The 23,293-nt window shown below is 58.4% G+C and carries 19 protein-coding genes; 6 read left to right on the top strand and 13 right to left on the bottom strand.

Features of this window, described 5'->3' with window-relative positions:
• Position 1: 1 nt before the first annotated feature.
• The 5 genes from exbD (at position 2) to PMI27_RS13235 (ending at position 5,955) form a co-directional block, all read left to right on the top strand.
• Positions 2 to 430, top strand: coding sequence for a TonB system transport protein ExbD (exbD, locus tag PMI27_RS13215; RefSeq protein ID WP_008150131.1), 429 nt, complete (start codon positions 2 to 4; stop codon positions 428 to 430).
• On the top strand, positions 427 to 1,176 hold the full coding sequence (locus PMI27_RS13220; protein WP_008150128.1) for a TonB family protein: 750 nt from the start codon (positions 427 to 429) through the stop codon (positions 1,174 to 1,176). Before exbD ends, PMI27_RS13220 begins: the two co-directional genes overlap by 4 nt.
• A gap of 285 nt (positions 1,177 to 1,461) precedes the next feature.
• Entirely contained in the window at positions 1,462 to 2,391 is a 930-nt protein-coding gene (locus PMI27_RS13225) for a hydrogen peroxide-inducible genes activator (RefSeq protein WP_008150125.1), read from the top strand.
• Positions 2,392 to 2,400: 9 nt separating this feature from the next.
• Positions 2,401 to 4,476 (top strand): ATP-dependent DNA helicase RecG, encoded by a 2,076-nt coding sequence (recG, locus tag PMI27_RS13230; RefSeq protein WP_008150123.1) that lies wholly within the window; start codon positions 2,401 to 2,403, stop codon positions 4,474 to 4,476.
• A gap of 78 nt (positions 4,477 to 4,554) precedes the next feature.
• Complete coding sequence (locus PMI27_RS13235; RefSeq protein ID WP_008150120.1) at positions 4,555 to 5,955, top strand: aminoacyl-tRNA deacylase and HDOD domain-containing protein; 1,401 nt, start codon at positions 4,555 to 4,557, stop codon at positions 5,953 to 5,955.
• A 253-nt stretch (positions 5,956 to 6,208) separates the two neighbouring features.
• On the opposite strand, the gene PMI27_RS13240 is transcribed toward PMI27_RS13235, so the two are convergent.
• Complete coding sequence (locus PMI27_RS13240; RefSeq protein WP_008150118.1) at positions 6,209 to 6,598, bottom strand: hypothetical protein; 390 nt, start codon at positions 6,596 to 6,598, stop codon at positions 6,209 to 6,211.
• 501 nt (positions 6,599 to 7,099) lie between these two features.
• On the opposite strand from PMI27_RS13240, the gene PMI27_RS13245 reads away from it, so the two are divergent.
• Positions 7,100 to 7,483, top strand: coding sequence for a DUF6124 family protein (locus PMI27_RS13245; protein ID WP_008150115.1), 384 nt, complete (start codon positions 7,100 to 7,102; stop codon positions 7,481 to 7,483).
• Between the two features lie 128 nt (positions 7,484 to 7,611).
• Here the strand turns inward: PMI27_RS13245 and PMI27_RS13250 are convergent, their stop codons facing one another.
• From PMI27_RS13250 to icmH, 12 genes are all read right to left on the bottom strand, one after another.
• On the bottom strand, positions 7,612 to 8,979 hold the full coding sequence (locus PMI27_RS13250; RefSeq protein WP_008150113.1) for a lysozyme inhibitor LprI family protein: 1,368 nt from the start codon (positions 8,977 to 8,979) through the stop codon (positions 7,612 to 7,614).
• A gap of 41 nt (positions 8,980 to 9,020) precedes the next feature.
• Positions 9,021 to 9,476 carry an XAC2610-related protein gene (locus PMI27_RS13255; RefSeq protein WP_008150111.1) on the bottom strand — a complete coding sequence of 152 codons (456 nt, stop codon included), beginning with the start codon at positions 9,474 to 9,476 and terminating at the stop codon, positions 9,021 to 9,023.
• A gap of 92 nt (positions 9,477 to 9,568) precedes the next feature.
• Positions 9,569 to 10,111, bottom strand: a complete 543-nt coding sequence (locus PMI27_RS13260) for a lysozyme inhibitor LprI family protein (protein WP_050595039.1) — start codon at positions 10,109 to 10,111, stop codon at positions 9,569 to 9,571.
• A 240-nt stretch (positions 10,112 to 10,351) separates the two neighbouring features.
• Positions 10,352 to 12,967 (bottom strand): T6SS phospholipase effector Tle1-like catalytic domain-containing protein, encoded by a 2,616-nt coding sequence (locus tag PMI27_RS30045; protein WP_008150107.1) that lies wholly within the window; start codon positions 12,965 to 12,967, stop codon positions 10,352 to 10,354.
• On the bottom strand, positions 12,952 to 13,596 hold the full coding sequence (locus PMI27_RS30525; RefSeq protein ID WP_008150105.1) for a DUF3304 domain-containing protein: 645 nt from the start codon (positions 13,594 to 13,596) through the stop codon (positions 12,952 to 12,954). The genes PMI27_RS30045 and PMI27_RS30525 overlap by 16 nt, the downstream gene beginning before the upstream one ends.
• Before the next feature lie 73 nt (positions 13,597 to 13,669).
• On the bottom strand, positions 13,670 to 14,113 hold the full coding sequence (locus tag PMI27_RS30520; protein WP_238545906.1) for a DUF3304 domain-containing protein: 444 nt from the start codon (positions 14,111 to 14,113) through the stop codon (positions 13,670 to 13,672).
• Between the two features lie 119 nt (positions 14,114 to 14,232).
• Entirely contained in the window at positions 14,233 to 15,039 is an 807-nt protein-coding gene (locus tag PMI27_RS13265) for a DUF4123 domain-containing protein (RefSeq protein WP_008150101.1), read from the bottom strand.
• Positions 15,040 to 15,050: 11 nt separating this feature from the next.
• A complete protein-coding gene (tssI, locus tag PMI27_RS13270; protein ID WP_008150099.1) occupies positions 15,051 to 17,123 on the bottom strand; it encodes a type VI secretion system Vgr family protein in 2,073 nt (690 codons plus the stop codon).
• Positions 17,124 to 17,151: 28 nt separating this feature from the next.
• Entirely contained in the window at positions 17,152 to 18,153 is a 1,002-nt protein-coding gene (locus tag PMI27_RS13275; protein ID WP_008150096.1) for a serine/threonine-protein kinase, read from the bottom strand.
• Complete coding sequence (locus tag PMI27_RS13280) at positions 18,150 to 18,878, bottom strand: PP2C family protein-serine/threonine phosphatase (RefSeq protein ID WP_008150095.1); 729 nt, start codon at positions 18,876 to 18,878, stop codon at positions 18,150 to 18,152. Before PMI27_RS13280 ends, PMI27_RS13275 begins: the two co-directional genes overlap by 4 nt.
• Positions 18,878 to 22,402, bottom strand: coding sequence for a type VI secretion system membrane subunit TssM (gene tssM / locus PMI27_RS13285; protein ID WP_008150093.1), 3,525 nt, complete (start codon positions 22,400 to 22,402; stop codon positions 18,878 to 18,880). Before tssM ends, PMI27_RS13280 begins: the two co-directional genes overlap by 1 nt.
• A 13-nt stretch (positions 22,403 to 22,415) precedes the next feature.
• The gene (gene icmH, locus PMI27_RS13290) at positions 22,416 to 23,291 is read right to left on the bottom strand and encodes a type IVB secretion system protein IcmH/DotU (RefSeq protein ID WP_008150091.1); all 876 of its coding nucleotides are present in this window, start codon (positions 23,289 to 23,291) and stop codon (positions 22,416 to 22,418) included.
• Positions 23,292 to 23,293: the final 2 nt, after the last annotated feature.

Raw genomic sequence — 23,293 nt, 5'->3', positions numbered from 1 at the left:
CATGGGCTTGCATTTGAAAGAAGGCGCAGACGACGATCTGGCCGAGAACCACGAAATCAACGTCACGCCGTTCATCGACGTGATGCTGGTGCTGTTGATCATCTTCATGGTGGCGGCCCCGCTCGCCACCGTGGACATCAAGGTCGACCTGCCCGCTTCCAGCGCCAAACCGGCGCCACGGCCAGAGAAACCCGTGTTCCTCAGCGTCAAGGCTGACCAACGCCTGTTCCTCGGCGAAGACGAAGTGAAGGCCGAAGCACTCGGCGCCACCCTCGACGCCAGGACCAAAGGCAAGAAAGACACGACGATCTTCTTCCAGGCCGATAAAGGCGTGGATTACGGCGACTTGATGAGCGTGATGGACAACCTGCGCTCTGCCGGTTACCTGAAGGTGGGCCTGGTCGGACTCGAGACGGCAGTCAAGAAATGATCACGACGCGCCAAAAGCTGACGCGTTACAGCGCGAGCCTGGCCGTGGTGCTGGGCGTCCATGCGCTGGCCATTGCGCTGGCGCTGAACTGGACGTCGCGCCCACCGATCGAGCTGCCGCCGCAGGCGATGATGGTCGAGTTGGCGCCGGTTCCGGCCCCGCCACCGCCAGCGCCGCCGAAGGTCATAACGCCGCCACAGCCACCCGCCCCGGTGGAAGAGCTGCCGATACCGAAGCTGGCTGAAGTGCCGAAGGCCGAAATCGCCGTGCCGAAACCGGTCAAACCCAAGCCAAAGCCTCAACCGCCCAAGCCTGTGGAGAAAAAGCCGGAACCGCCTAAAGAGAAGCCGTCCGAGGAAAAACCGAGCGACGCGCAACCGACTCAGGCGCCAACGGAGAAATCCGCTCAGCCAGCACCGGGCCCATCACCGGCGCAGCAAGCGGCCAAGGCCAGCTGGCAAGGCACCCTGCTCGCTCACCTGGCCAAGTACAAGAAGTACCCGGCCAGTGCGCAGGCGCGGGGCAAGGAAGGCATGAACCGTCTGCGCTTCGTGGTGGATGCTGAAGGTAACGTGTTGTCGTTCGAACTGGTGGGCGGCTCTGGTACTGCCGATCTGGACCGGGCCACCCTGGAAATGATCCGCCGCGCCCAACCACTGCCCAAGCCACCGGCGGACATGTTAACCAACGGCGCCATCGAAATCGTTGCACCGTTTGTTTACTCACTGGAAAAACGCCGGCGCTAAAGCAGAAACGCAAAACCCTTGTAGGAGCTGAGCTTGCTCCGGGCGGCGTTCCGACGATGAGGCCGTCATACTCGACATCTCTGTTGACTGACACACCGCTATCGCGAGCAAGCTCAGCTCCTACAGGGTTATGCAGCGACCAATAAGGCACCCGAAAGGTGCCTTTTGCATATCCGCCAGCGGCAAACCTGCTTTGCCCTGTGTCACTCAACACACTCAGTCTGATAACGTGCGTCTATCGATTGCAGCCGGTATGCTTGGCTCGCAACTTCATGGACGCTTGCTATGACTCTTACAGAATTACGCTACATCGTTACCCTCGCCCAAGAGCAGCACTTCGGCCACGCGGCCGAGCGTTGCCACGTCAGCCAGCCGACCCTGTCGGTGGGCGTGAAAAAGCTTGAAGACGAACTCGGTGTGCTGATTTTCGAGCGCAGCAAGAGTGCCGTGCGCCTGACCCCGGTCGGTGAAGGCATTGTCGCCCAGGCGCAGAAAGTGCTGGAACAGGCCCAAGGCATCCGCGAACTGGCCCAGGCCGGCAAAAACCAGCTGACCGCGCCGCTGAAAGTCGGCGCCATCTACACCGTCGGCCCGTACCTGTTTCCACACCTGATTCCACAACTGCACCGGGTCGCCCCGCAGATGCCGTTGTACATCGAAGAAAACTTCACCCACGTGCTGCGCGACAAACTGCGCAACGGCGAGCTCGACGCGATCATCATCGCCCTGCCGTTCAACGAAGCCGACGTGCTGACCCTGCAGCTCTACGACGAGCCGTTCTACGTCCTGATGCCGGCCCAGCACCCGTGGACCCAAAAAGAATCCATCGACGCCGCCCTGCTCAACGACAAGAGCCTGCTACTGCTCGGCGAAGGCCACTGTTTCCGCGATCAAGTGCTGGAAGCCTGCCCGACCCTGGCCAAAGGCAACGACGGCGCCAAGCACACCACGGTGGAATCCAGTTCCCTGGAAACCATCCGCCACATGGTTGCGTCCGGCCTCGGTATCTCGATCCTGCCGCTGTCGGCAGTCGACAGCCATCACTACGCCCCCGGCGTGATCGAAGTGCGCCCACTGACGCCGCCGGTACCGTTCCGCACCGTGGCCATTGCCTGGCGCGCGAGCTTCCCGCGGCCGAAAGCGATTGAAATCCTCGCTGACTCCATTCGCCTGTGCTCGGTGGCCAAGCCGCAAGCACCGGTGGTTGCGGCCTAAGTCGCTGCCATGACCGAGTTGTCGCAAGTGTCGGTGACGGCACTCAAGGGTGTCGGCGAAGCCATGGCCGAAAAGCTGGCCAAGGTCGGCCTGGAGAACCTCCAGGACGTACTTTTTCACCTGCCGTTGCGTTATCAGGACCGCACTCGTGTGGTCCCGATCGGACATTTGCGACCGGGCCAGGACGCCGTGATCGAAGGCACCGTCAGTGGAGCCGATGTGGTCATGGGCCGTCGCCGCAGCCTGGTGGTGCGCCTGCAGGACGGCACCGGCGGGCTCAGCCTGCGTTTCTACCATTTCAGCAACGCCCAGAAAGAAGGCCTCAAACGCGGCACGCGCATTCGTTGCTACGGCGAAGCACGGCCCGGTGCGTCGGGACTGGAAATCTACCACCCGGAATACCGCGCCATCACCGGCGACGAGCCGCCGCCGGTGGACGAAACCCTGACCCCGGTTTACCCGCTCACCGAAGGCCTGACCCAACAGCGCTTGCGCCAATTGTGCATGCAAACCCTGACGATGCTCGGCCCCACCAGCCTGCCCGACTGGCTGCCGAACGAACTGGCGCGGGACTATCAACTGGCGCCGCTGGCCGATGCGATCCGCTACCTGCACCACCCGCCGGCCGATGCCGATGTCGATGAACTCGCCCTCGGTCATCATTGGGCGCAGCACCGTCTGGCCTTTGAAGAACTGCTGACCCATCAACTGTCGCAGCAGCGCCTGCGCGAGAGCATGCGCTCCCTGCGCGCGCCAGCGATGCCGAAAGCCACCCGGCTGCCGGCGCAGTATCTGGCGAACCTCGGTTTCACTCCGACCGGCGCTCAGCAACGGGTCGGCAACGAAATCGCCTACGACCTCAGTCAGCACGAACCCATGTTGCGGTTGATTCAGGGCGACGTCGGCGCGGGCAAAACCGTGGTCGCTGCCCTCGCCGCACTCCAGGCCCTGGAGGCCGGTTATCAAGTGGCGCTGATGGCGCCCACCGAAATCCTCGCCGAGCAGCATTTCATCACCTTCAAACGCTGGCTCGAACCGCTGGGCATTGAAGTCGCGTGGCTGGCCGGCAAGCTCAAAGGCAAGAACCGCGTGGCCGCACTGGAGCAGATTGCCAACGGCACACCGATGGTGGTCGGCACCCACGCGCTGTTTCAGGACGAAGTGCAGTTCAAAAACCTCGCACTGGCGATCATCGACGAACAGCACCGCTTCGGCGTGCAGCAACGGCTGGCGTTGCGGCAGAAAGGTGTCGGTGGGCGGATGTGTCCGCACCAGTTGATCATGACCGCCACACCGATTCCCCGGACGCTGGCCATGAGCGCCTACGCCGACCTCGACACCTCGATCCTCGACGAACTGCCGCCCGGTCGGACCCCGGTGAACACCGTGCTGATCACCGATACCCGGCGCGTCGAAGTCATCGAGCGGGTGCGCGGCGCCTGTGCCGAAGGGCGTCAGGCCTATTGGGTGTGCACGCTGATTGAAGAGTCGGAAGAGTTGACCTGCCAGGCCGCCGAAACCACTTACGAAGACCTCACCGCCGCCCTCGGCGAGTTGAAGGTCGGGCTGATCCACGGTCGCATGAAGCCCGTCGAAAAAGCTGCGGTCATGGCCGAATTCAAGGCCGGCAACCTGCAACTGCTGGTCGCCACCACGGTGATTGAAGTCGGCGTCGACGTGCCCAACGCCAGCCTGATGATCATCGAAAACCCCGAACGCCTCGGGCTTGCGCAATTGCACCAGTTGCGCGGTCGTGTGGGTCGGGGCAGCGCGGCCAGCCATTGCGTGCTGCTTTACCATCCGCCGCTGTCACAGATCGGTCGTCAGCGTTTGGGCATCATGCGCGAAACCAACGACGGGTTTGTCATCGCCGAAAAAGACCTCGAGCTGCGCGGCCCCGGTGAAATGCTCGGTACGCGTCAGACCGGCCTGCTGCAATTCAAGGTCGCTGACCTGATGCGCGACGCCGATCTGCTACCCGCCGTGCGCGACGCCGCCCAAGCGCTGCTGGAGCGCTGGCCGGATCACGTCAGCCCGCTGCTCGACCGCTGGCTACGTCATGGGCAGCAATACGGCCAAGTGTGAGCACCGTCGCAGTTTCTGAACCACCGTTCTGAGCAAGCTGGTTATACTCCTGCCATTGTTTTAAAACGGATACAGACCATGACCGAAGTTGCCCTCGCACCCGCCACCCCGCACGCTCCGTCGGTTATTCGGCTGATGCTGGGCAAACTGGGTATCGCCTACGAAGAAGTCCTCGACCACCACGGCCTGAACGCCGCACGCAAAGTGCAGGCCGTTCTGCTCGATGACGCCGTGGGCACGCTCATGGTGCTGTTCCCGCAGAGCCAATTGCTGGACCTCAATAGCCTCGCCGAACTGACCGGTCGCCGCCTCACCGCCGTGTCGACCGAACGGCTAGTAAAAATGCTCGGCAAACACAACCTGAGCCTGCTGCCCGGCATGCCGGCGCTCACCAGCTCACCGTGCCTGTATGAAGAAAGCCTGCTGCGCGAGCCGAAGTTGCTGATCAACTCGGGCGAGCCAGGCGTGTTGCTGGAAGTCACCAGCGAAGACTTCAAGACCATGCTGACCAAGGCCAGCGCCGCCAACTTCGGCGAAGCCCTGACCAGCATTCGCCCGAACCTCGACCGCCCCCACGATGACCGCGAGGAAATCACCCAGGCCGTTCAAGCGTTCACCGCGCGGCGCATCCAGCAGCGCCTGGAAGAGACCATCGAAATTCCGCCGCTGGCCGAGACCGCGCAGAAAATCATCAAACTGCGCGTCGACCCCAACGCCACCATCGACGACATCACCGGCGTCGTCGAAACCGACCCGGCCCTGGCCGCACAAGTCGTGAGCTGGGCAGCGTCGCCGTACTACGCGTCGCCGGGCAAGATTCGTTCAGTAGAAGACGCCATCGTGCGAGTGCTGGGTTTCGACCTGGTGATCAACCTCGCGCTGGGCCTGGCCCTGGGCAAAACCCTGAGCCTGCCCAAAGACCACCCGCAACACACCACGCCGTACTGGCAGCAATCGATCTACACCGCCGCCGTCATCGAAGGCCTGACCCGCGCCATGCCCCGCGCCCAGCGCCCGGAAGCCGGCCTGACCTACCTCGCCGGCCTGCTGCACAACTTCGGCTACTTGCTGCTGGCACACGTCTTCCCGCCGCACTTCTCGCTGATCTGCCGCCACCTGGAGGTCAACCCGCACCTGTGCCACAGCTACGTCGAGCAACACTTGCTGGGCATCAGCCGTGAACAGATCGGCTCGTGGCTGATGCGCTACTGGGACATGCCCGAAGAACTGGCCACCGCACTGCGCTTCCAGCACGACCCGGGCTACGACGGCGATTACGCCGAGTACCCAAACCTCGTGTGCCTGGCGGTGCGCTTGCTGCGAAGCCGTGGGATTGGGTCCGGGCCGGATGAAGACATCCCGGATGCCTTGCTGGAACGCGTCGGCCTGACTCGCGACAAAGCCAACGACGTCGTCAGCAAAGTCCTCGAAGCAGAAGTCCTGCTGCGCGAATTGGCTTCGCAATTCACCCAGGCCTAAAGCACTACGGGCAAGCCCACTCCCACAGGATTTACGCGATCCCTGTGGGAGCGGGCTTGCCCGCGAAGAATCCCCCGCCGATCAACCTGAATCACCACAACCCCTGTGGTGAGGGGATTTATCCCCGTTGGGCTGCGAAGCGGCCCTGACACCTGAGACTGGGTTGTATCAGGCGTACCGTGTTGGTTGGGTTTGCGACTGCTGCGCAGCCGAGCGGGGATAAATCCCCTCGCCACAGGGTTAATCATCAACCTCAAGCCTTTGCCTTAGCTTTGGCCTTCCGCGGCTTCAAATACTTGGTCAACCCCTGAAACCAGATCACCAGCGCCGGGTTGCCCTTGATCTGAATCGACTTGTCCTGAATCCCCGTCATAAACGCCAACTGCTTATTCTTCGCCTGCATCGTGGCAAAGCCATACGCCGCATCCTTGAACGCAATCGCAAACGCCGGTTCGGCATACACGCCGGACTTGCTGGTGATGCGCTGATCCTTCACAAAGAAATGCCGCGCCACTTTCCCGTCCAGGGTCTGTAGTTGAAACACCAATTCCTTGTCACCCAACTGCTGTTGAAACGCAGGATTAGTCCGACTGGCCTTACCCATCAACAAACCCAGCATCCACAGAAGAAAACGAAATTTCATGCGCACAGCCTCAAGAGAAAAATGAACGGCCGGCGCAGTGTAGCGGCTTCAAGCAGGAACGCCACTGTCTGGTTGCGTTAGAAGAAGATGCAGGTCTTTTTGATGCTGATGACTACCAAGTCATTGACGAAACCAACTGTTTAAAAGCGAAGATATTTTGATCTTTCTACGCTCGAGTCCATCGGATATTTCCTTCAACACGCGGTGCTGTTCGTGAACTAGGCAGCCCTGGGCTTCACCGATAGTCTTTGTTCGTTACCGCAAAAACGGTGACACGGACGTGCAAGTCCGGTACATATCGCCGCACAATCGCCGATCCGAACATCGAGCGTTTTCATGCTCGCTGTAAACGATTTATGGCGGCTGTGCGTGGGAGGTCCCTTTGGGGTCTGCCGGGGTCCGATATGCCCGGTCTTGCACACCTGCGCACGGCTGCCACCCTCATTCGAATGCAAGCGAAGAGGACACAGCCACATCCAAAACACATATCGGGACATACCAATGATCAAGCCAACACCCAATCCTCCAGAACACGAAGACACATCCCCCTACGAATCCTTCGATTCGAAAAAACTCCACGAAGCCGCCGAGCGCGCCCTAGATCTTCACCTCGGCACACCTGCGGATAAAAAACCTAAACGTCGCAATGGCGACCTCTTCATCGTCGCTCCCGACCTCCACACCGAAACCCTCCTGGCCAACGCCTCGGAAGACCTGCTGTCCATCAGCGCCATCGCCGCCGACCTGGCCGACAGCGTAGAAGGCTCACGCCGCTCCGTCGCACTGGCACTCAGCAGAATGGCGGTCGGTGTGCATCTGTTAGTGGAGCGAGCGCTGGACCATATTGATTCGCCGGATCCGGCGGAGCATCGGGCGAAGGTGTAGCAACTTCACGAATAGAGAACGGGGGGCTTCGGGTCCCCCTTCTTGCTGAACCAAAATCGCACCGAGCCTCAATACGATCGACCAGATTAACGTCCCCTTCTTCAACGTTTATATCCGCACAGCGAAATTCACAGGCAGTGACTGGCCTTTATGTCTGAGTCTTGCGAAACCAAGCGCTTCACGCCGTCGCTACCCTGCGGGCGGCCTTTATCAGCGGACAACTGATAACAGGCCAACGCCCGGGACAGATCCTTCGTTCCCAACTGCCCACTTTCAAAAGAAGAACCCAGATAATTCATCGCATCTGTGGAGCCCATGGAAACCGCGCGAATAACTTCCCTTTCTGCCTCCTCGGGGTGCAGGCATGGGCCGTTATAGTCGGTGGAATTACCGTTACAAAAGTACGTGGCATAACCCAGCGCGCCGCTCGCTGTCGTCGATGCCGCTTTGAACAAAGCCTCAAGCTTGCTGGTTTCTAATTGAGGCGCCATCTGCGAAAGACTCAAACTTGCCGCCGACAGACTCGCCTCCGGATCACCCGACTCCGCAGCACAAACATAGTTTTCCAGCGACGCTTCAATCAACTCCGCAGTCAGACGGTATCGCTCAAGAAATCCTAGCCCGCCCAAACCTTCAGCACGTTGATAACAAAGGTTCTCGGCGCGGCTCATTCCGGGTCTAGCGGGTGCGACAAGCTCCGTCTCACTGAGCGACCAATCCTCAATCCCCACCAGCGCCCAGCATGACGTTTTAGAAAAGTTAAAAATCTTGATATTGCTGTTACCGGCCCGTTTATCCACAACGTTCATGTGAGTGTCGTCGACCGTTTCGATCGCAACCCCTTCAGTCTTGCCTTTCCCCACCGCAGCCATCAACGGAAACATCAAACCGGAGCCCGTTTCCGCAGTAATGGAAGGTTCAAATCGGCCCGGGTCTTCTGTCCGCTTCAACACCAGCATCTTCACCGCCAGCGCTGTGAGACGCCTCTGGGACTCAGCATTAGCGGAAAACGTCGACAGAAACTGAGCAAAGTTCTGAGATGGACAGGAGACATCTGTCCCCTGCCCTACAGCTGAGCCACTCACGATATCGGGTGCAACATTGTCCAGAAAGACTGAACGCTCGCGGCTCATTCTTGCGATGCAATTGTTCACGGTCGTCGTGTAGGCAGAAGTACCTGGTTTAATCTCAAACGCTTCGAGCGGACAATTCGCGTCACGCAGCTTTATCCACGCGCGCTGCGCTTCTTTGACCTTCGCCGTATAAGCCGCACCTATGTCGGGCTCGGTCCGATATTGAGTTTCCAATCGTGCCATCAGTTGGTGATAACTCGTATTCAACTGTGAATCGGCAGCGACTTTCGACACGTCAGAGCACTTATCAACTTGTTGGCTTGTGGTGATCCCGGTGCACTCGTCCTGAGCAAGCGCGATTGAAACCGGTAGAACGGCTTGGCATGTCAGTGCACAAAGAGCGCCTAAAAAAAAGCGTTTCACTGTCTTCTATCCTTGATCTATTCAAATGAAATCCAAGCAACCTAATCTGGAGAAAAATTGGTACTACAGAGCTTTGGCTCATTCATTTCCCAGTAGGTGCTGAGCAGAGCTCTCTTCTCACGCTCTACGCGCAAATTGACGAAATCGTCGCCACAATCTGGATTCAGCTCCTTGAAAAAAGCTGCTTCGGGCTGGTAAACAAAAATCCTGTGAATGGTGTAAGTGCCCATTCCGTCATCGATCTGCCAGACCGCAAAATCCTTTGCACCGTCGAAATTGAAATCGTCTATTTGCACATGCAGTTCGTTTTCAGCTTGAAAAGCGATTGTCCGAGATTCGCTATGGGCATCGCTTTTAACTACGACCGTTAACATAGAACCTTCCAGCACGAGCGTCGCTTCGACTTTTTTGGTTGGGCTGAAAGTGGTTACCTCGGCAAGTACCGGTGCCGTCCACAGCAGACCGAGCAATGATATGGCTAGATACTTGAATCGCATGTGCTCGCCCTACTCCACTTACATCCGGATTCCAAAGAAGAGTCGGAGACCATCTGAGCGCCCTGGGACACCAACTCATAGATTCCATTCCTTTAGCGGTTCATGGGTAACTGAAAGCGCATTCGTACAGCGCAATAGGCGAGGTTTTCACGTAACAGACGGAAACTCATGTCGCACTGCCCGTCCGCATATTGCTTCCAAATCGGGTCGTCGAATTCACTCCCTCCCAGCAGATTGATCGAGGCTTTCAAGCCGCTTTCGCGATCCTGCCCTGCCATCAACGATGCAGCTTTGTAAAAGCCATCATTTGGCAGCCCTGTCTGTAGATAAATGAGCTCGCCCAACCGGGCATTGGTTGTCTGAGCCAAACACGCAAGTTTCTCGATGGGCGCCTCCGCTCCCGGCAAAACGGCCTGATACAGATCCTCGCAATACGCTTCTTTGAAGCGCACCCACTTTCTTTGCACATCGGTCAGTTGCTTCTTGTCTGTGGGAGACAAGCTGGTCTGGGTTTTCTTGTATTGCTCATTCAACACTGCGTCGACTTTTTCGAAGCTTTGCTGACCGCAGATGATCAAATCGGGATTGGTAAAGCTGTCGGGGTTGCAGGTTTCCTGTGCATGAGCCGAAACCATCGACGCCGCTAAAGCGACACTCGCCACTGCTACGGCGATCCTCTTAAGCTTCGTTATCACCGTTGACCCTCGATCCACGGACGGATCACCAGTTTTCGAACAGCTACAGCAAAAAAATAAACCCAAAAAATAAATCCGCTCCCATTTCGCACCAGTTTTACTAGCCCCATTTCGCTAAGGTGTAGGCGAATCGCGAAAAGGGCGGCTCATTTCAGAGTCGCCCTTTTTATCGTTTTGCAATTACACGTTCTTTTCAGACGACTTCAAGTTGCTGGCCTGATCGGCCACCAAGTCGAGCCAGCCACCGGGCTTGTCTTCATCGTTAGCCGCTTTCGCCACCATACTGGCCAAAGCACCAGCGTCCTTCTTGCGAGCCGCTTCCACTGCTTCAAGCGCCTGATGGGCTACCAGGATTTTCTGCAGAGCCGGGGTGTTAGCGGTGGCTGCAGTCAACGGTTTCAGCGGTGGCAAGGCTGCGGCTTTGGCCACCAAGTCACCCGGCGCCTTGGTGAAGGTCCGCAGAGAATCCAGATTATCGAGCATAGGAATTGCAATACCGGTAAGCGGATCGAACGCGCTGATCTCAGGCAAACCAACTTTCCCGGTAAGAATAGGGCGCGCCACGTTCATCAGAGGAAGTGCCAGCAGCATTCGCGGATCGCGCTTTTTAATGCTCAATCCAATACTGGCCACCGCAATACCTATGCCGATGACGCGACCTGCTGTGGCAACCAAAGACAGTTGCTTGTTGGACTCGTTATCGAAATGCACCAGACGTATGCGGAAGTAATCCGTGAAGGGTTCGCGAGGACCAATGCCGGACGTGTTCATAAACCATGCACGAGAGTCATGAACCTGATCATCGAACAGTGCAACCAGATCTTCCTGGCCCTGCCGTACTTTGTTTGGTGCGCTGAACATCTCCTTGTAACGCGCCGTGCCATTGTCGTACAGGTAGTTGTACTCCTCGGCTTCGTCTTCTTCGTTGACGGCATAAACCGTCCCGCCAACAAGCATATCGATAACGGTGCTGCCAATTTTCCAGTCATCCAAAATACCCCACTCCTTGAGGTAGTCATGGCGGAATTCGGCAGCGGCCCCCAATAGCTGTACTTGGTCTAGGGGTGGATCAAAGGCTTTTTCCAGACGAATGTTGTCGACCTTGTCCTGGCCTCCGACAATCTGAACATTCAATTGATATTCTTTTTCCTGCGCCTCGGTATAAGTCGGCAATGGTTGCCCTTGGGCTGCAGCAGCGGACTCGGCGGAGCGACGTGCATAGATCGCCTTCCATGCATCCTGTTGAGCCACGGGCATGTCTTTGTCGACGTTCGCAAAGAAACCACGCTGCGCCAGACCGCCGGCATAACGGTCGATGCGCCAGCCTGTAAGTAGTGCCTGCTCTCGTTTGATCATTTCTTCGAGGGTGCCGACTTTGACTTGAGACTGCCATGCGTTGAAGCGCTTGATCAGCTCGTCTGAAACGTTAAATTCGATCTCCGTATCAGGGGCCATTACTCGCCAGATTTCATGAACGTCGGGTTGACGTGCCGATTCGGGTACTTGCAAAGGTGCGCCTGCCTTAAAAGCTTCCGCGTAAAGATGATGAAGCGGAATCTGCGATACCAAATAATCTGTACCCGGTAGTGCCTTCCCCTGATTACCAGGTGAGTAACCGCCACCTACATCGGAGTGCACACCGGGGTACAAAAATTCTTCGGTTCCACTTCGATAACTGGATGCTTGAGTGTCATCCCGTTGGCCCGCTGAGTTTTTGGGCCTACGCCGAATAGAGTCCAAGGGAAAGCTGGCACGCTGCTCATGTGCCGATACCAAATGAACGCAACGTTTTAAAAAGTGACAGTCATCTGGCAAAGCCGTGCTCATGCACTTTTCTATAGCTTCATCAGGTAGGCGCATTGTGTCATCAGCCCAACCCATGTGGCCTGCGGCAAAGGGCATGCTATCCGCCATACCCACTGCCGCAACAGTGTCGCAGATACCCAGAAACTCTATAGAAATAGGCAGTCCGGCAAAGCGGTATTCAGTTTGGCCATCGCTACCAGTGCAGCGCGTTAATGTTTGCAGCCAATTTGCGAATGTCCGGGCTTGCGCGGCACCACGCGAAAATCCATACACATACAATCGCATAGCGAGAATATGAGGTTTGACTTCGGCATCGACTCGTTTTTTCAGCGCGTCTTCCAGCTTCTGAATCTCAGGTCGCATTGCTGCTTCGCGTTTTTTTTCTCCATTGGCCAAGAGACCACCGGTGAGCGCAGTCACTAGTCCGGTAGACATGGCATCTATCAGTCCGCGCATTTCAGGTACGTCGAGACCAGTCGATTCCAGCGTCTGCTTCAACGCATCGAGCAATCGAGTGAGTCCCCAGTTGATTCGGTTCTCACCCCCACTAGCAAACATAAGCCCGCCATCGCTAGGCGTGTACTCGAGTATGTCAGGGAAAACTGTGCCTACTCCGGGGCTGTAGTAACGGAAATATCCTTGCTCCTGAGCAGAACTGATTCCGCCAATACTGGCATGAAACATTCGAGCAATATTGCTACGCGAGGACGGTGTCGATGAGCCATCTGCCTGGTCGTTGTTGTTGGTACCATCGAATGCAATGGTGATATGCAGGGACTTGCTGCAAGGCGGACCGCTTTGAATATTGCCTTTAGACTGTAACAACTTTCGCTGCTGATTTCCAAACGTGGCTTCATCACGTTTTTGCAATTTAATATTTTTTGTTAACTGGCCCGGTTCTCTTGGTAACCGTCGAGCCAATGGGAAGTTTGGCGCAGCGAATGCGCTAGCAGGTTTAGGAGCGCCTCCTGAACTCAAAAACTCGGACATACGGAGGACTCCTTAGAATTGAAATAAGCTCTATCTGGATAATCTGGATGTTCCGGTGTATAGCACGTAGTAGAAACGCGAACTTTGTCGCAAGGCAGGAAATGAACCTGCAAAGCACAAAATTTATTGTCATATTTAGGAATTTCTACGATTGCTTTGTGATGAGTGTAGTTAGCGGCATGACGACTGTAATCACCAGACTCGATTTGACCGTATTTATCACGTTTTATAGCAGCACGCGGGGCCGGGTCACTTTCCCACTCAACAATGGCTTTTAATCCTGGATTCCAGCTTCGAGGTAGCGTGGTACAACAGGTTTGTGAACTCAACCCTCCTTGATACGGGCCTATATTGGGTCCTCCAGCGCCATTCACGGTAAATCGGTTGATGTTGCTCGATGTATGGTTATAGCCCGAGACCGGGGTGCCTAGCATCTCAGACTGTGCTTGACATGCACCTAAGTTAAACACACCAAAAAACAACAAAAAGACATGAGCCAATCGGCGGTTGTTAGAAAACCTAATGTTCGGCAAATACCGAGAGATCAAGCTATTAGCTCGAGAAAAAAAACTCAGCATCAACACCGTGAAAAATCGCAAACGGTTCTCCTTATTCATATGCCTAGACATATATTCGGCCCCTCCATAATCATTGGGCAGTTAATTAAACACCCGGAAAACCGGGATTGATGCTTGTGCAGAATCAAAGAACCGGACATGAAGTCGGCTCCTTAACCTGAAAATACGCTTTATCTGGGTAGTTTGGATGACTTGGAGTAAAGCAAGTAGTGGAAACCCTTACTTGGTCGCACGGTAAAAAGTGAACTTGCAAAGCACACAACCCCTTAGCATACGCAGGGATTTCAACCGTCGCTGTATGATGAGAATAACCAGCAGCGTGACGAACAGCAGCCTCTTCTACAATTTGGCCGTGTTGATCACGCTCGAGTTTTTCGTATGGATTTGGATCTTTGTCCCACTCGATTATCGCTCTAACTCTAGGATTCCACTGAACAGGAAGTACTCCACAGCAAACTTCACCTCCACCCCGGAGGGGAAGGATCCCGGGACCGCCAGCACCATTAATACTGAACCGTATAATTTCTGCAGATGTATGGTTATAACCAGTAACAGGCGCACCGACCATCTCAGGTCCACCACGGCACCCACTCAACCCCACCAACACCATCACAAACCACCCACGGACCCGCCAAGAAGACATCGCCTCCCCCGTAACCTCAGCTGGCCCACAAGCAACCCCGTTCATCAAATCAACGCCCTCACCGGCTCATCAATCACAAACGGCGAGTTCTCCACCAACCACTGTTCAATAAACGGCTCTCGCTCCTCCGGCTCTTTCAACCCCTTCTGATTCGCCGCCAATTGGCTGCGATACAAATGACGAATGAGGCTTTCATTGCGGCTCAAGCCGTAGTTCTGCGGCACGGCGCAGCGATCAATCCGGTAAGCATCAGCCTCTGTCCAGGCAAGCAGGTTGGCCACTTGCGGGTGGTCGAACATGACGGGGCCGCTGGCCGGTGTCGGTGCGTGGCGCACGTAGTTGCCGGGCAGGCTTTGTGGGTGTTGGTCGCGGTCGAGCCAGTGCCAGGAAATGACAGGCGCGTGGAAGGCGTTGCTTTGCACAGGGGTCAGGGTTTCGGTGACCGGCAGCAGCATACGCGGGTCGTAATAACGCAATACGCCTTCGGAGCGGCCTTGGTTCCATTGTGCCTGGAGGAAGCCTCGCAGATGATCGGCCAGCACTTCGAATGCCCAAGGGCTGAACAGTGCTACGACGTGTTTGTTGCAGTCGACGGCGCTGATGAAGGTTTTCAGCCAGGGCCGTCGGGCGTTGTCTATGCGCAGCAGCAGCGGACCGAAATCGGCGATGGCGACTTCCGGGGTGTTTTCGAACAGCTTGGCCAGTTTGGCCGCGTCGGGTTGCTCCGCCAATTCTTGCAGCAGCGGGTAGTCGAGGCTGGTGGCGTCGATCAGCAGGTCGAGGTGCTGGTGTTGCAGTTGCTGGGCGTTGACCCATAACTCGTCGAGCCAGTGCACGTTGCTTGTGTACATAAAGTCGTCCTTTATCTCGCGGCCAGAGCTTGGGCGTTACGTTTGGCCCGAGCCAGACATTCCTTGCAGACTGGCGGTGGCGGCATCGGCATCGGCACATTGCCGAGCGCCTGTGGCGGCACCGCGCCAGCGATGTCTGAATCCGCAGCGCCCGGCAGACGCGGTGGCTTGATGCCAATCCCGGTCCCCGAGCCCGCCGAACCACCGGCATTAATTTTCACCACCGGCCCAACAACCGTGATGCCGCCGGCATCGAGCTTGATGAAGCTGCCACCTGCTTTTACTGTCAGCTCCATCCCGGCTTCGATAACAATCTTGTCCCCAGCCTTAAGATGAATCTCTTTCCCAACGCTTGTCAGCTGCGCAGTCCCCAACTTCACATGCTGGTTCTGCCCAATCGTCAGATGATCATCCATCCGCGCTTCAATCTTGCGATCAGCAATCGTGGTCCGATGTTCTTCCGCCTTAAGCTCGGTGTAGGTGTTCTTCTCCACCGTGTCATGCCGTTCATTCCCAACCCGAATCTTCTGATCATGCTCAACGTTTTCATCCCAATCCCGCTGGGCATGAATAAAGATCTGCTCGGCACCTTTCTTGTCTTCAATCCGCAGTTCATTGAACCCGCCGCCCCCCGGTGAGCTAAGGGTTTTGAACACGGTGCGGGTTTTGTTCGCCGGCAGGTCGTAGGGAACCTGGTTTTCCTTGTGGTACAGGCAACCGGTCACCAGCGGCTGATCGGGATCGCCTTCGAGGAAGGTCACCAGCACTTCCATGCCAATGCGCGGGATGGCGATGGCGCCGTAGCGGTCGCCGGCCCAGCTGGAGGAGACGCGCATCCAGCAGCTGGTTTTGTCATCCGCCAAACCTTCGCGGTCCCAGTGGAATTGCACTTTGATGCGGCCGTACTGGTCGCAGTGGATTTCTTCGCCTTTGGGGCCGGTGACCATGGCGGTCTGGCTGCCGAGGACGCGTGGCTTCGGATGCTCCAGCGCCGGGCGGTAGAACACGTCCCACGGGGTGGCGAGGAAGCGGTTGCGGTAGCCCTGGTGGAAGTCGTCCTTTTTGTCGGTGGTGTCGCTGGTCACCGACTCTTCGAGGACTTGCGGTTGTTTGCCTTCGTGGAAGATTTCGGTGAGCAGCCAGAGGTCGTTCCACTCGGTGCGCGGGTGGTCGGACATTTCCAGGAAGTGGCCGCTGACCAGGGTGGTCTGATCGCCTTTGCCTTCGGCCTGGCGGTAGTCGGCGCGGTGGCGTTCGAGGGCGCGTTGGCTGAGGAATTTGCCGCGCGCGCGGTCGATGAAGCGGCCGGGGTAGTCGTAGTCTTCGAGGTCCGGCGCGTCGCTTTGCGCCTCGGGTTTGTAGGCGGCTTCGAGTTGCAGGCGTGGTTTTTCGAAGTCGTAGTCGCGGCGGGTGACGCGGCCGGTGCGGGTTTCCAGGCGCAGTTTGAAGCCTTTGATCACCGGTTCGTCGGCGACCATGCCGCTGCCTTGCACATACGCCGTGGGCTGCCCGAGTTTCGGGAACACGGTCTGGTCGTCGCCGAATACCAACAGATGACCTTTGGAGCTGTGCTGGAAGTGGTAGTGAATGCCTTCTTCTTCGCACAGGCGCTGGATGAAGTGCAGGTCGGTTTCGTCGTACTGCACGCAGTAGTCGCGGTCCGGGCAGGGCTGGCTGAGCTGGAAGCTGTAGGCGTTACCTTTGATGCCATGCTCGTCGAGGATCAGCGCGATGATTTTCGGCGCGGACATCTGCTGGTAGATGCGCTGGTTGGTGCGGTGATGCAGGTATTGCAGGTGCGGCACCAGGGAGATTTTGTAGCGGGTCAGGCGTTTGCCGGCATCGCCTTGGGCGACGCGGTAGATCTGGCCGTGGATGCCGGAACCTTGTGGATCGAGCGCCAGAAATGCCTGTTTGTGCAGGAGCTTTTCCAGGTCCAGATCGGGGTTTTCGCTGACCAGTTCCAGGTCGAAGCGATACGGCTGGCTGATGCCTTCGGTGCCGGTGAACGACAGCACTTGCAGGTCGCCGACGTAGTCTTCAACGGTCAGGCTGAAGTGGGTTTCATTAGCTGGGTTGAACATTGCTTGCTCCCTGTTCGGTAGTCATCCGTTACGCCCGAAGTCTCAGACGTTGCAGCAAAGACGAAGTGGCGCCCATAGCGTCACGCAGTTGGGCGGCAGTGATCGTTCGATCTGCCGCATTGAATGCCAGCGCCGTTCGCAGGGCTGGCCAGCAGTGTTTCGGAAGATTCCTGGGGGCGTGCAGCTCGCGTTCGAGGTGGCCGTCGCGGGCCTCTGTCGAGGGCAAGCGGCGGAACGGGTGTTTGCCGCTCGCCAATTCGTACAACACGCAGGCCACGCCGTACACGTCCGCACTGGCCGACAGCGGCTGGCCTTCGAGCAGTTCGGGGGCGGCGTAGCCGGGGGTCCAGGCGTTAAAGCGGTTACGGCTCAGGTGTGGCAGGCCGGGCAAGATGCCCTCCTCGGCCTGGCCCAGACCGAAGTCGAACAGGCGCACGCCCTCTTCGCTGAGCATGACGTTGCTCGGCTTCATGTCACCGTGCAGCACGCCGCGAGCGTGGGCGAAGGCCAGCGCGTCGAGCAGCGGCAGCGCGATGTCGCGCAGTTCTTTCCACGGCAGGCCCAGCGGCCGCTCGCAGAGTAATTTGTCCAGGGTCAGCCCACGCATGAGTTCCATGGTGATGAAGGCGCGCTGGCAATCGGTGTCCACTTCAAAGCTGTGCAAACGCAGCACGTTGTCGTGGCGCAGGCGTCGGGTCAGGGCGAACTCGCTGTAGAGCAAGGCACTGGCGTCCGGCGATTCGGCAAATTCTTCGCTGAGGATTTTCAGCGCGATGTAAGGGTCGGGATCGCCGAACTGTTCGCTCAGCAAGTCCCGTGCGCGGTAAACCGCGCCCATGCCGCCGGCACCGAGCAGGCGCTCGATGCGGTAACGGCCTGCGAGCACATCGGGCATTTCGCCGACGCTGGCCTTGGTTGGCGCCAGCGCGGGCTCAGCCTTATGTGATTTGGCAAACGCAAAGTAAGTCAGGTTATTGGCTTCCTCGTCGGTCACCAGCAAGTCGTCGAGCGGCGGCATGAGTTGAGTCATTTTCGGATCACCACAGCAGTCAGATTGTCCCGGGCCGAGCCACGCAGAGCGCCGTCGAACAGACGCTCCAGCGCAACGTGCGGCGCGGTCAGGCTCAGGGCGTTGCCCAACGCATCGGTGCTCAGCCCTTGGTACAAGCCATCGCTGCACAACAGAAACGCATCGCCGGGGTACACCTCGAGTTCGAGCACATCCAGCGTCAGCTGCTCGGCAGCCCCGACCGCACGGGTCAAGGCATGAGCAGAAGGATGGGCACGGGCGTCTTCGACGCTCATGTTTTGCTCGTCGATGAGTTGCTGTTGCAGCGAATGGTCCTTGGACAGCTGATACAAACGCTGGCCGCGCCACATATAGCAACGGCTGTCACCGGCCCAGATGCAGGCCGCGCGATTACCTTCTACGAGCAGCGCCACCACGGTGCTGCCCATGATGCTGTCGTGGCGCCCGGCCGTGACGGTCAACTCCTGACCCAAGCGACGGTTGAGCCAGTGCAGGCACTGGCGAATGCCTTTGAGTCGTTCGTCGAAGTCGTCCTGCACCGGCAATTCCGCCAGGCTGGCGACGATCAACTGGCTGGCGATGTCGCCACCCTGATGACCGCCCATGCCATCCGCGACCACCCACAGCCCCTGCTGTGGGCAGTCGAGGAAAGCATCTTCGTTGCGCGCCCGAACCTTGCCCGGATCGGTACGCGCAGCGCTGCGCCAGGGACTGGCAACCAGCATCAGAGCTGCACCGGCATACGGAAGGTACGCAGCACGCCCATGTCGAACGGGTTCGGTGTGCGCTGGCTCGACAGCAAGTAGTTGGCGCGCAGGCCGCCTACGTCAGCTTTGAGTACCAGAACATCGCGACCGCTCAGGTACTCGGTCTGCATCAGGTCGAACAGACGGAACAGCGACCATGGGCCGGTGTTCTTTTCGATACCGATCGGGCGGCCAGCCATTTTGTCGAGGACCAGGCTGGTACGACCGTCTTCAGCGTCGGTCGGCCATTTGAACGACACCGGCACGATCGGGCCGTGGCGGTATTCGATGGTCTTGTCGCCGAACTTGAATTCGGAACGGCTGACGGCCGGGTCGAGGGTGTACGGCTCCAGTTTGAATTGCACTTGCGGCTCGGCCGGGTTGATCGAGAAGAAGCTTTGGCGAATCACTTGTGCCGCGGCCATCTGGTCGAGGTAGACCTTGGAGATCGGCATGCTGTGACCGTCGATGCTGCGCAGGCGGTAGTTGCCTGGATCGCCACTCACGAACGGACGCATGTAGGTATCAAAGAAGCGATCGTTGATGCCCTGCGCCTTGAAGAACTCGCGGAAGTCGCTGATTGCAACGTCGCTGGTGCTGTGGGCGCTGAACGGGTAACGCTTGTTGATCGCCTTGCCATAGAAGCTGTACAGCTCGCTCTGATAACGCTGGTTCAGGTACTGGTAGGAATCGTTCAGCACCAGACGCCAAGTGTCTTCAGCCAGTACGTTGAACCACACGCTGACCGGACGCGGCAGACGGTTGGAAGCATTGCGCAAGTTGCTCAGCGCATCACGCTGGCCGCTCATGCGGGTCTTGGCCATTTCGAAGGCGGCCTGTTCCGGCGCACTGGCACGAGCGAGGCTCGCCAGTTGCAGTTGCAGGTCGTTGAGCGCCGTCAGGGCCGGGGTCAAATCAGCGGCCGGGCCGTTGTTGTCGTCCAGCAAACGGTGCAGCGGTTCGAAGCGACGTTGCAGGGATTTCTTCGCGGTGTCCGGCAGGTTCTTGGTCATGTCTGCGGCTTTGTCAGCCGCGGCCGCCGCGAGTTTGCCGAGCTTACCGCCCTTCTCGCCCAGTTTCTCAGCCGCCCCGGCAGCTTCATCAGCACTGTCGGCGATCACCTGGAAACGGGTGTTCTCGCGCACTTCCACCAGCAGTTGCAGCACCGGGGAGTTGGCGGACGTCAGGCCCGCCAGTTGCTCGGCGCCCTCACTGAAGTCGCTGATTGGAGGCAGTGCAACCTGGCCAACCGCTTCGCTCCAGAAGTTGGCGTAGTCGCGGAAGTACAGTTGCTCCAGTTCGACCATCAGGCGACGCAAGTCCATGCCGCTGATGCCCGAGCCTTCGCCCAGCACCCAGTTGTCACGCAGGATATCGGTGACCAGCGCACTGCCCTGGACCGAAAAGTACTGCTGATAACCCTGTTGAGTGTAGAAACCCGGGATCACGTATTCGGTGCCGACAAACAGCGCACCTTGTGGGCCCAAGTGTTGACTGAGGCGATATTCCGGCAGGTTGCGGGCCTGCTCGCGCAGCATCCGGTAAACCACGTTAGCCAGCGATTCGCTGCGCAGTACCTGACGCGCCTGGGCCACCAGTTGATCGTTCAGCGGGTAGATAAACGGCTGCTTGAGCAAACGCTCGAAGTGGGTGTTCAAACCGTTCTGCACGGCGGTGTTGCCGGCGTAACGCTGGGACCATTCGGTGGCCACCCAATCCTTGAGCCACGGGCCGTCGCGACGGTCTTTCATGTTCAGCATCAGGTACGCACGCAGGCTGTTGAGCAGGCGTTCGCGGTCCTTCATGTTGGCGCGGATCTGCCCTTCCAGCAGGGTCGCAACCTTCGGCAGCAATTGCGCTTCAAGCTCACGCTCGTAGGCCTCCTTGACCACCGGATTGACCTCTTCGCCTTGGTACAGGCCACCACGTTCGTGGTAACTCACGTCGCCTTTTTTCGGGAAGACCTGAGTCGCCGCGTAGCTGGTGTCGAGAGGCTTGAGTACCGCCATGGAATCATCACGCGCGGTCAATGCCGAGCGCTGTTGCGTCCAGTTGGTCGCCAGGTTGCGCAGGTTTTCCAGGCGCTCGTAGTTGGCCGAGAATCCGCCCGCCCACAGCATGCCGAACAGCGCCAGTGCCGCCAATGCGCCCACGTACAGGACACGCTGGCCCCAATGGATGCGACTGCGTTCGCGTTTGTCCAGACCGGCCAGGTCGGCCTCGGGGAAAATCACCCGGCTGAGCAAGTGGTGAATGAAGCGCGAACGGCCGCTGCGCAAGGTCGGCAGCACGCCAGCGTTCATCCCCAGATTGGCGCCGATGCCGGCGGTGGTCTGGTCCATTTCTTGAGTCAGGTGCGGTGCGCTGGTCAGGTAGAAACCGCGCAACTGGCTGACACGCTGGTAACGGTTGCCGGTGAACGCCATGTCGACGAACAGGCACAGACGCTCGCCGATCTGCCCCAGTTGATGCGGGAAGTCGAGGATGCGACCACGACGCTGGGTGTCGCGCTCCTGGTGCATGCGCATGATCACTTGGCTGTTCAGGCGACGCAGCAGCTCTTCGAACTCGGCGCGCAGGACGGCGACGTCGGTGCCGCTCTGCTCTTTGCGGAAGCTGGTGCCGAGTACCTGATCGCTTTCTTCGCGGGTCAGTTGATCGAAGAACTCGTCGAAACCGAGCAGCTTGTCAGCCTTGCTCAGCACCAGATAAACCGGCACATCGACGTGCAGTTTCTGATGCACGTCTTGCAGACGCGCACGCACCTGGCGAGCCAGGGTGTCGAGGTCTTGCTCGGTGTTGCCCAGCAGCATTTCCACCGGAATGGTCACCAGCACACCGTTCAACGGACGGTTGCGGCGACGCTTGCGCAGCAGGTCGAGCAAGGTGCTCCAGGCGCTGCCATCGACTTCGGCATCCGGCTGGGTCAGGTAACGCCCGGCGGTGTCGATCAGCACACCGTGGTCGGCGAAGTACCAGTCGCAATGACGGGTGCCGAGGGTGTCGCGGGTCAGCTTGCGGTCGATCTTGTTGATCGGAAACTCAAGGCCCGAGAAGTCCAACAGGCTGGTCTTGCCACTGCCCTGCGGGCCGATCAGCAAGTACCAAGGCAAATCGCTGCGCCAGCGTTCGCTGCGACCGCGATAGAGGCTCGAGGTCTTCAGGGTTTTCAACGCATCCTTGAAGCGTACGCGAAGCTCTTTCTGCTCTTCGTCGATCAGCTCTTCACGGCGGATACGATCCTGGCCGTCTTCGGTGTCTTCGATGGCTTTCTTGCGTACGCCAGCGCGCCAGCTGACGAAGACCATGGTCAGGCCCCAGATCAGGAACAGCACACTGATGGTCAGCAGGCGGGAGGTCGAACCTTCCCAGAACTTGTAGTCATTGACCGCCAGCAGCGGTCCAGCGAACCACACCAGCAGCGCGACGAACAGCACCACCAGCAAGGTCCAGACCCAGGTCTTGCGCAAGAATGCGCCGACTTTCTTGAAAAACTTTTTCATCACACGTCCCTGTTTACGGCTGCGACTGCGGCTGGACCGCGGCCGGATCTAGCTGCTGATAAGGTTGCAGAACGGTTTCGCGTTGCTCGCCCAATACCCAGGCGAAGCCCGAATACATCACCACCAGGCAAACCACGGTGAACAGCACCACCATCCACGCCGGCACGATGCGCACCAGGCTGCGGCGCTGATCGTTCAAGCCTTCCCAATGGGGCGACAGTTCGCGAGGCACGTCGCCGCGCAACTGACGAATCTGACGATACAAGGCGTCGCGGATGCCTTCGAGCTCGAGCATGCCGCGGGCTTGCACCCGGTACTTGCCTTCGAAGCCCAGCGACAGGCACAGGTACATCAGCTCCAGCATCGGCAGGTGCTTGACCGGGTTTTTCGACAGGCGATCCAGCAGCTGGAAAAACTTCTCGCCGCCGAAGGTTTCGTTGTGGAAGCTGCTGAGCAGGCTCATCTGCGACCACTCGCTTTCGTTGCCCCACGGCGTGGTCACGACAGCTTCGTCGACCACGGTGCACAGCACGTAACGCGCGGCCATCACCTGGCTGCTTTCGGCGCCGTTGTGCAGCGCCCGCACTTCAAACAGTTTCAGCCCGGCGGTCAGTCGCTCGTTGAGCGCGTACATGTCTTCGCGGGTGTCGCTGTGCTTGAGTCGCACCACTTCCGACAACAAGTCGGAGGCGGCAGCGACCAGCGAATTGAGGCTGATGTTGAAGGCTTCGGCCGGGCGCAGGCGCGCGGCATAAATCATCCGTTCTTCGAGCTGTTCAAAACGCGGCGGTGCGGCGAAATCTGTCAGCGGACTCTGTGCCGGGCCGTGGCCCTGGCGGTCGAGCAGGACGGTTTTATCGTCCTGGGTATGTTCCATGTCCTTGATCATGT

The organism is Pseudomonas sp. GM41(2012), from assembly GCF_000282315.2.
Lineage (GTDB): Bacteria > Pseudomonadota > Gammaproteobacteria > Pseudomonadales > Pseudomonadaceae > Aquipseudomonas.
The sequence above is the reverse complement of the archived record's forward strand: the minus strand, read 5'-3'. Positions and strand labels throughout refer to the sequence as shown.

Coding starts and splice junctions, on each gene's coding strand:
- PMI27_RS13225 (WP_008150125.1), top strand. CDS start 1,462: ATGACTCTTACAGAATTACGCTACATCGTTACCCTCGCCCAAGAGCAG.
- PMI27_RS30045 (WP_008150107.1), bottom strand. CDS start 12,967: ATGTCCGAGTTTTTGAGTTCAGGAGGCGCTCCTAAACCTGCTAGCGCA.
- PMI27_RS30525 (WP_008150105.1), bottom strand. CDS start 13,596: ATGTCTAGGCATATGAATAAGGAGAACCGTTTGCGATTTTTCACGGTG.
- PMI27_RS13275 (WP_008150096.1), bottom strand. CDS start 18,153: ATGACTCAACTCATGCCGCCGCTCGACGACTTGCTGGTGACCGACGAG.
- PMI27_RS13280 (WP_008150095.1), bottom strand. CDS start 18,878: ATGCTGGTTGCCAGTCCCTGGCGCAGCGCTGCGCGTACCGATCCGGGC.
- PMI27_RS13220 (WP_008150128.1), top strand. CDS start 427: ATGATCACGACGCGCCAAAAGCTGACGCGTTACAGCGCGAGCCTGGCC.
- exbD (WP_008150131.1), top strand. CDS start 2: ATGGGCTTGCATTTGAAAGAAGGCGCAGACGACGATCTGGCCGAGAAC.
- PMI27_RS13260 (WP_050595039.1), bottom strand. CDS start 10,111: ATGGTTTCGGCTCATGCACAGGAAACCTGCAACCCCGACAGCTTTACC.
- tssI (WP_008150099.1), bottom strand. CDS start 17,123: ATGTTCAACCCAGCTAATGAAACCCACTTCAGCCTGACCGTTGAAGAC.
- tssM (WP_008150093.1), bottom strand. CDS start 22,402: ATGAAAAAGTTTTTCAAGAAAGTCGGCGCATTCTTGCGCAAGACCTGG.
- PMI27_RS13235 (WP_008150120.1), top strand. CDS start 4,555: ATGACCGAAGTTGCCCTCGCACCCGCCACCCCGCACGCTCCGTCGGTT.
- recG (WP_008150123.1), top strand. CDS start 2,401: ATGACCGAGTTGTCGCAAGTGTCGGTGACGGCACTCAAGGGTGTCGGC.
- icmH (WP_008150091.1), bottom strand. CDS start 23,291: ATGATCAAGGACATGGAACATACCCAGGACGATAAAACCGTCCTGCTC.
- PMI27_RS13255 (WP_008150111.1), bottom strand. CDS start 9,476: ATGCGATTCAAGTATCTAGCCATATCATTGCTCGGTCTGCTGTGGACG.
- PMI27_RS13245 (WP_008150115.1), top strand. CDS start 7,100: ATGATCAAGCCAACACCCAATCCTCCAGAACACGAAGACACATCCCCC.
- PMI27_RS13265 (WP_008150101.1), bottom strand. CDS start 15,039: ATGTACACAAGCAACGTGCACTGGCTCGACGAGTTATGGGTCAACGCC.
- PMI27_RS13240 (WP_008150118.1), bottom strand. CDS start 6,598: ATGAAATTTCGTTTTCTTCTGTGGATGCTGGGTTTGTTGATGGGTAAG.
- PMI27_RS30520 (WP_238545906.1), bottom strand. CDS start 14,113: ATGGTCGGTGCGCCTGTTACTGGTTATAACCATACATCTGCAGAAATT.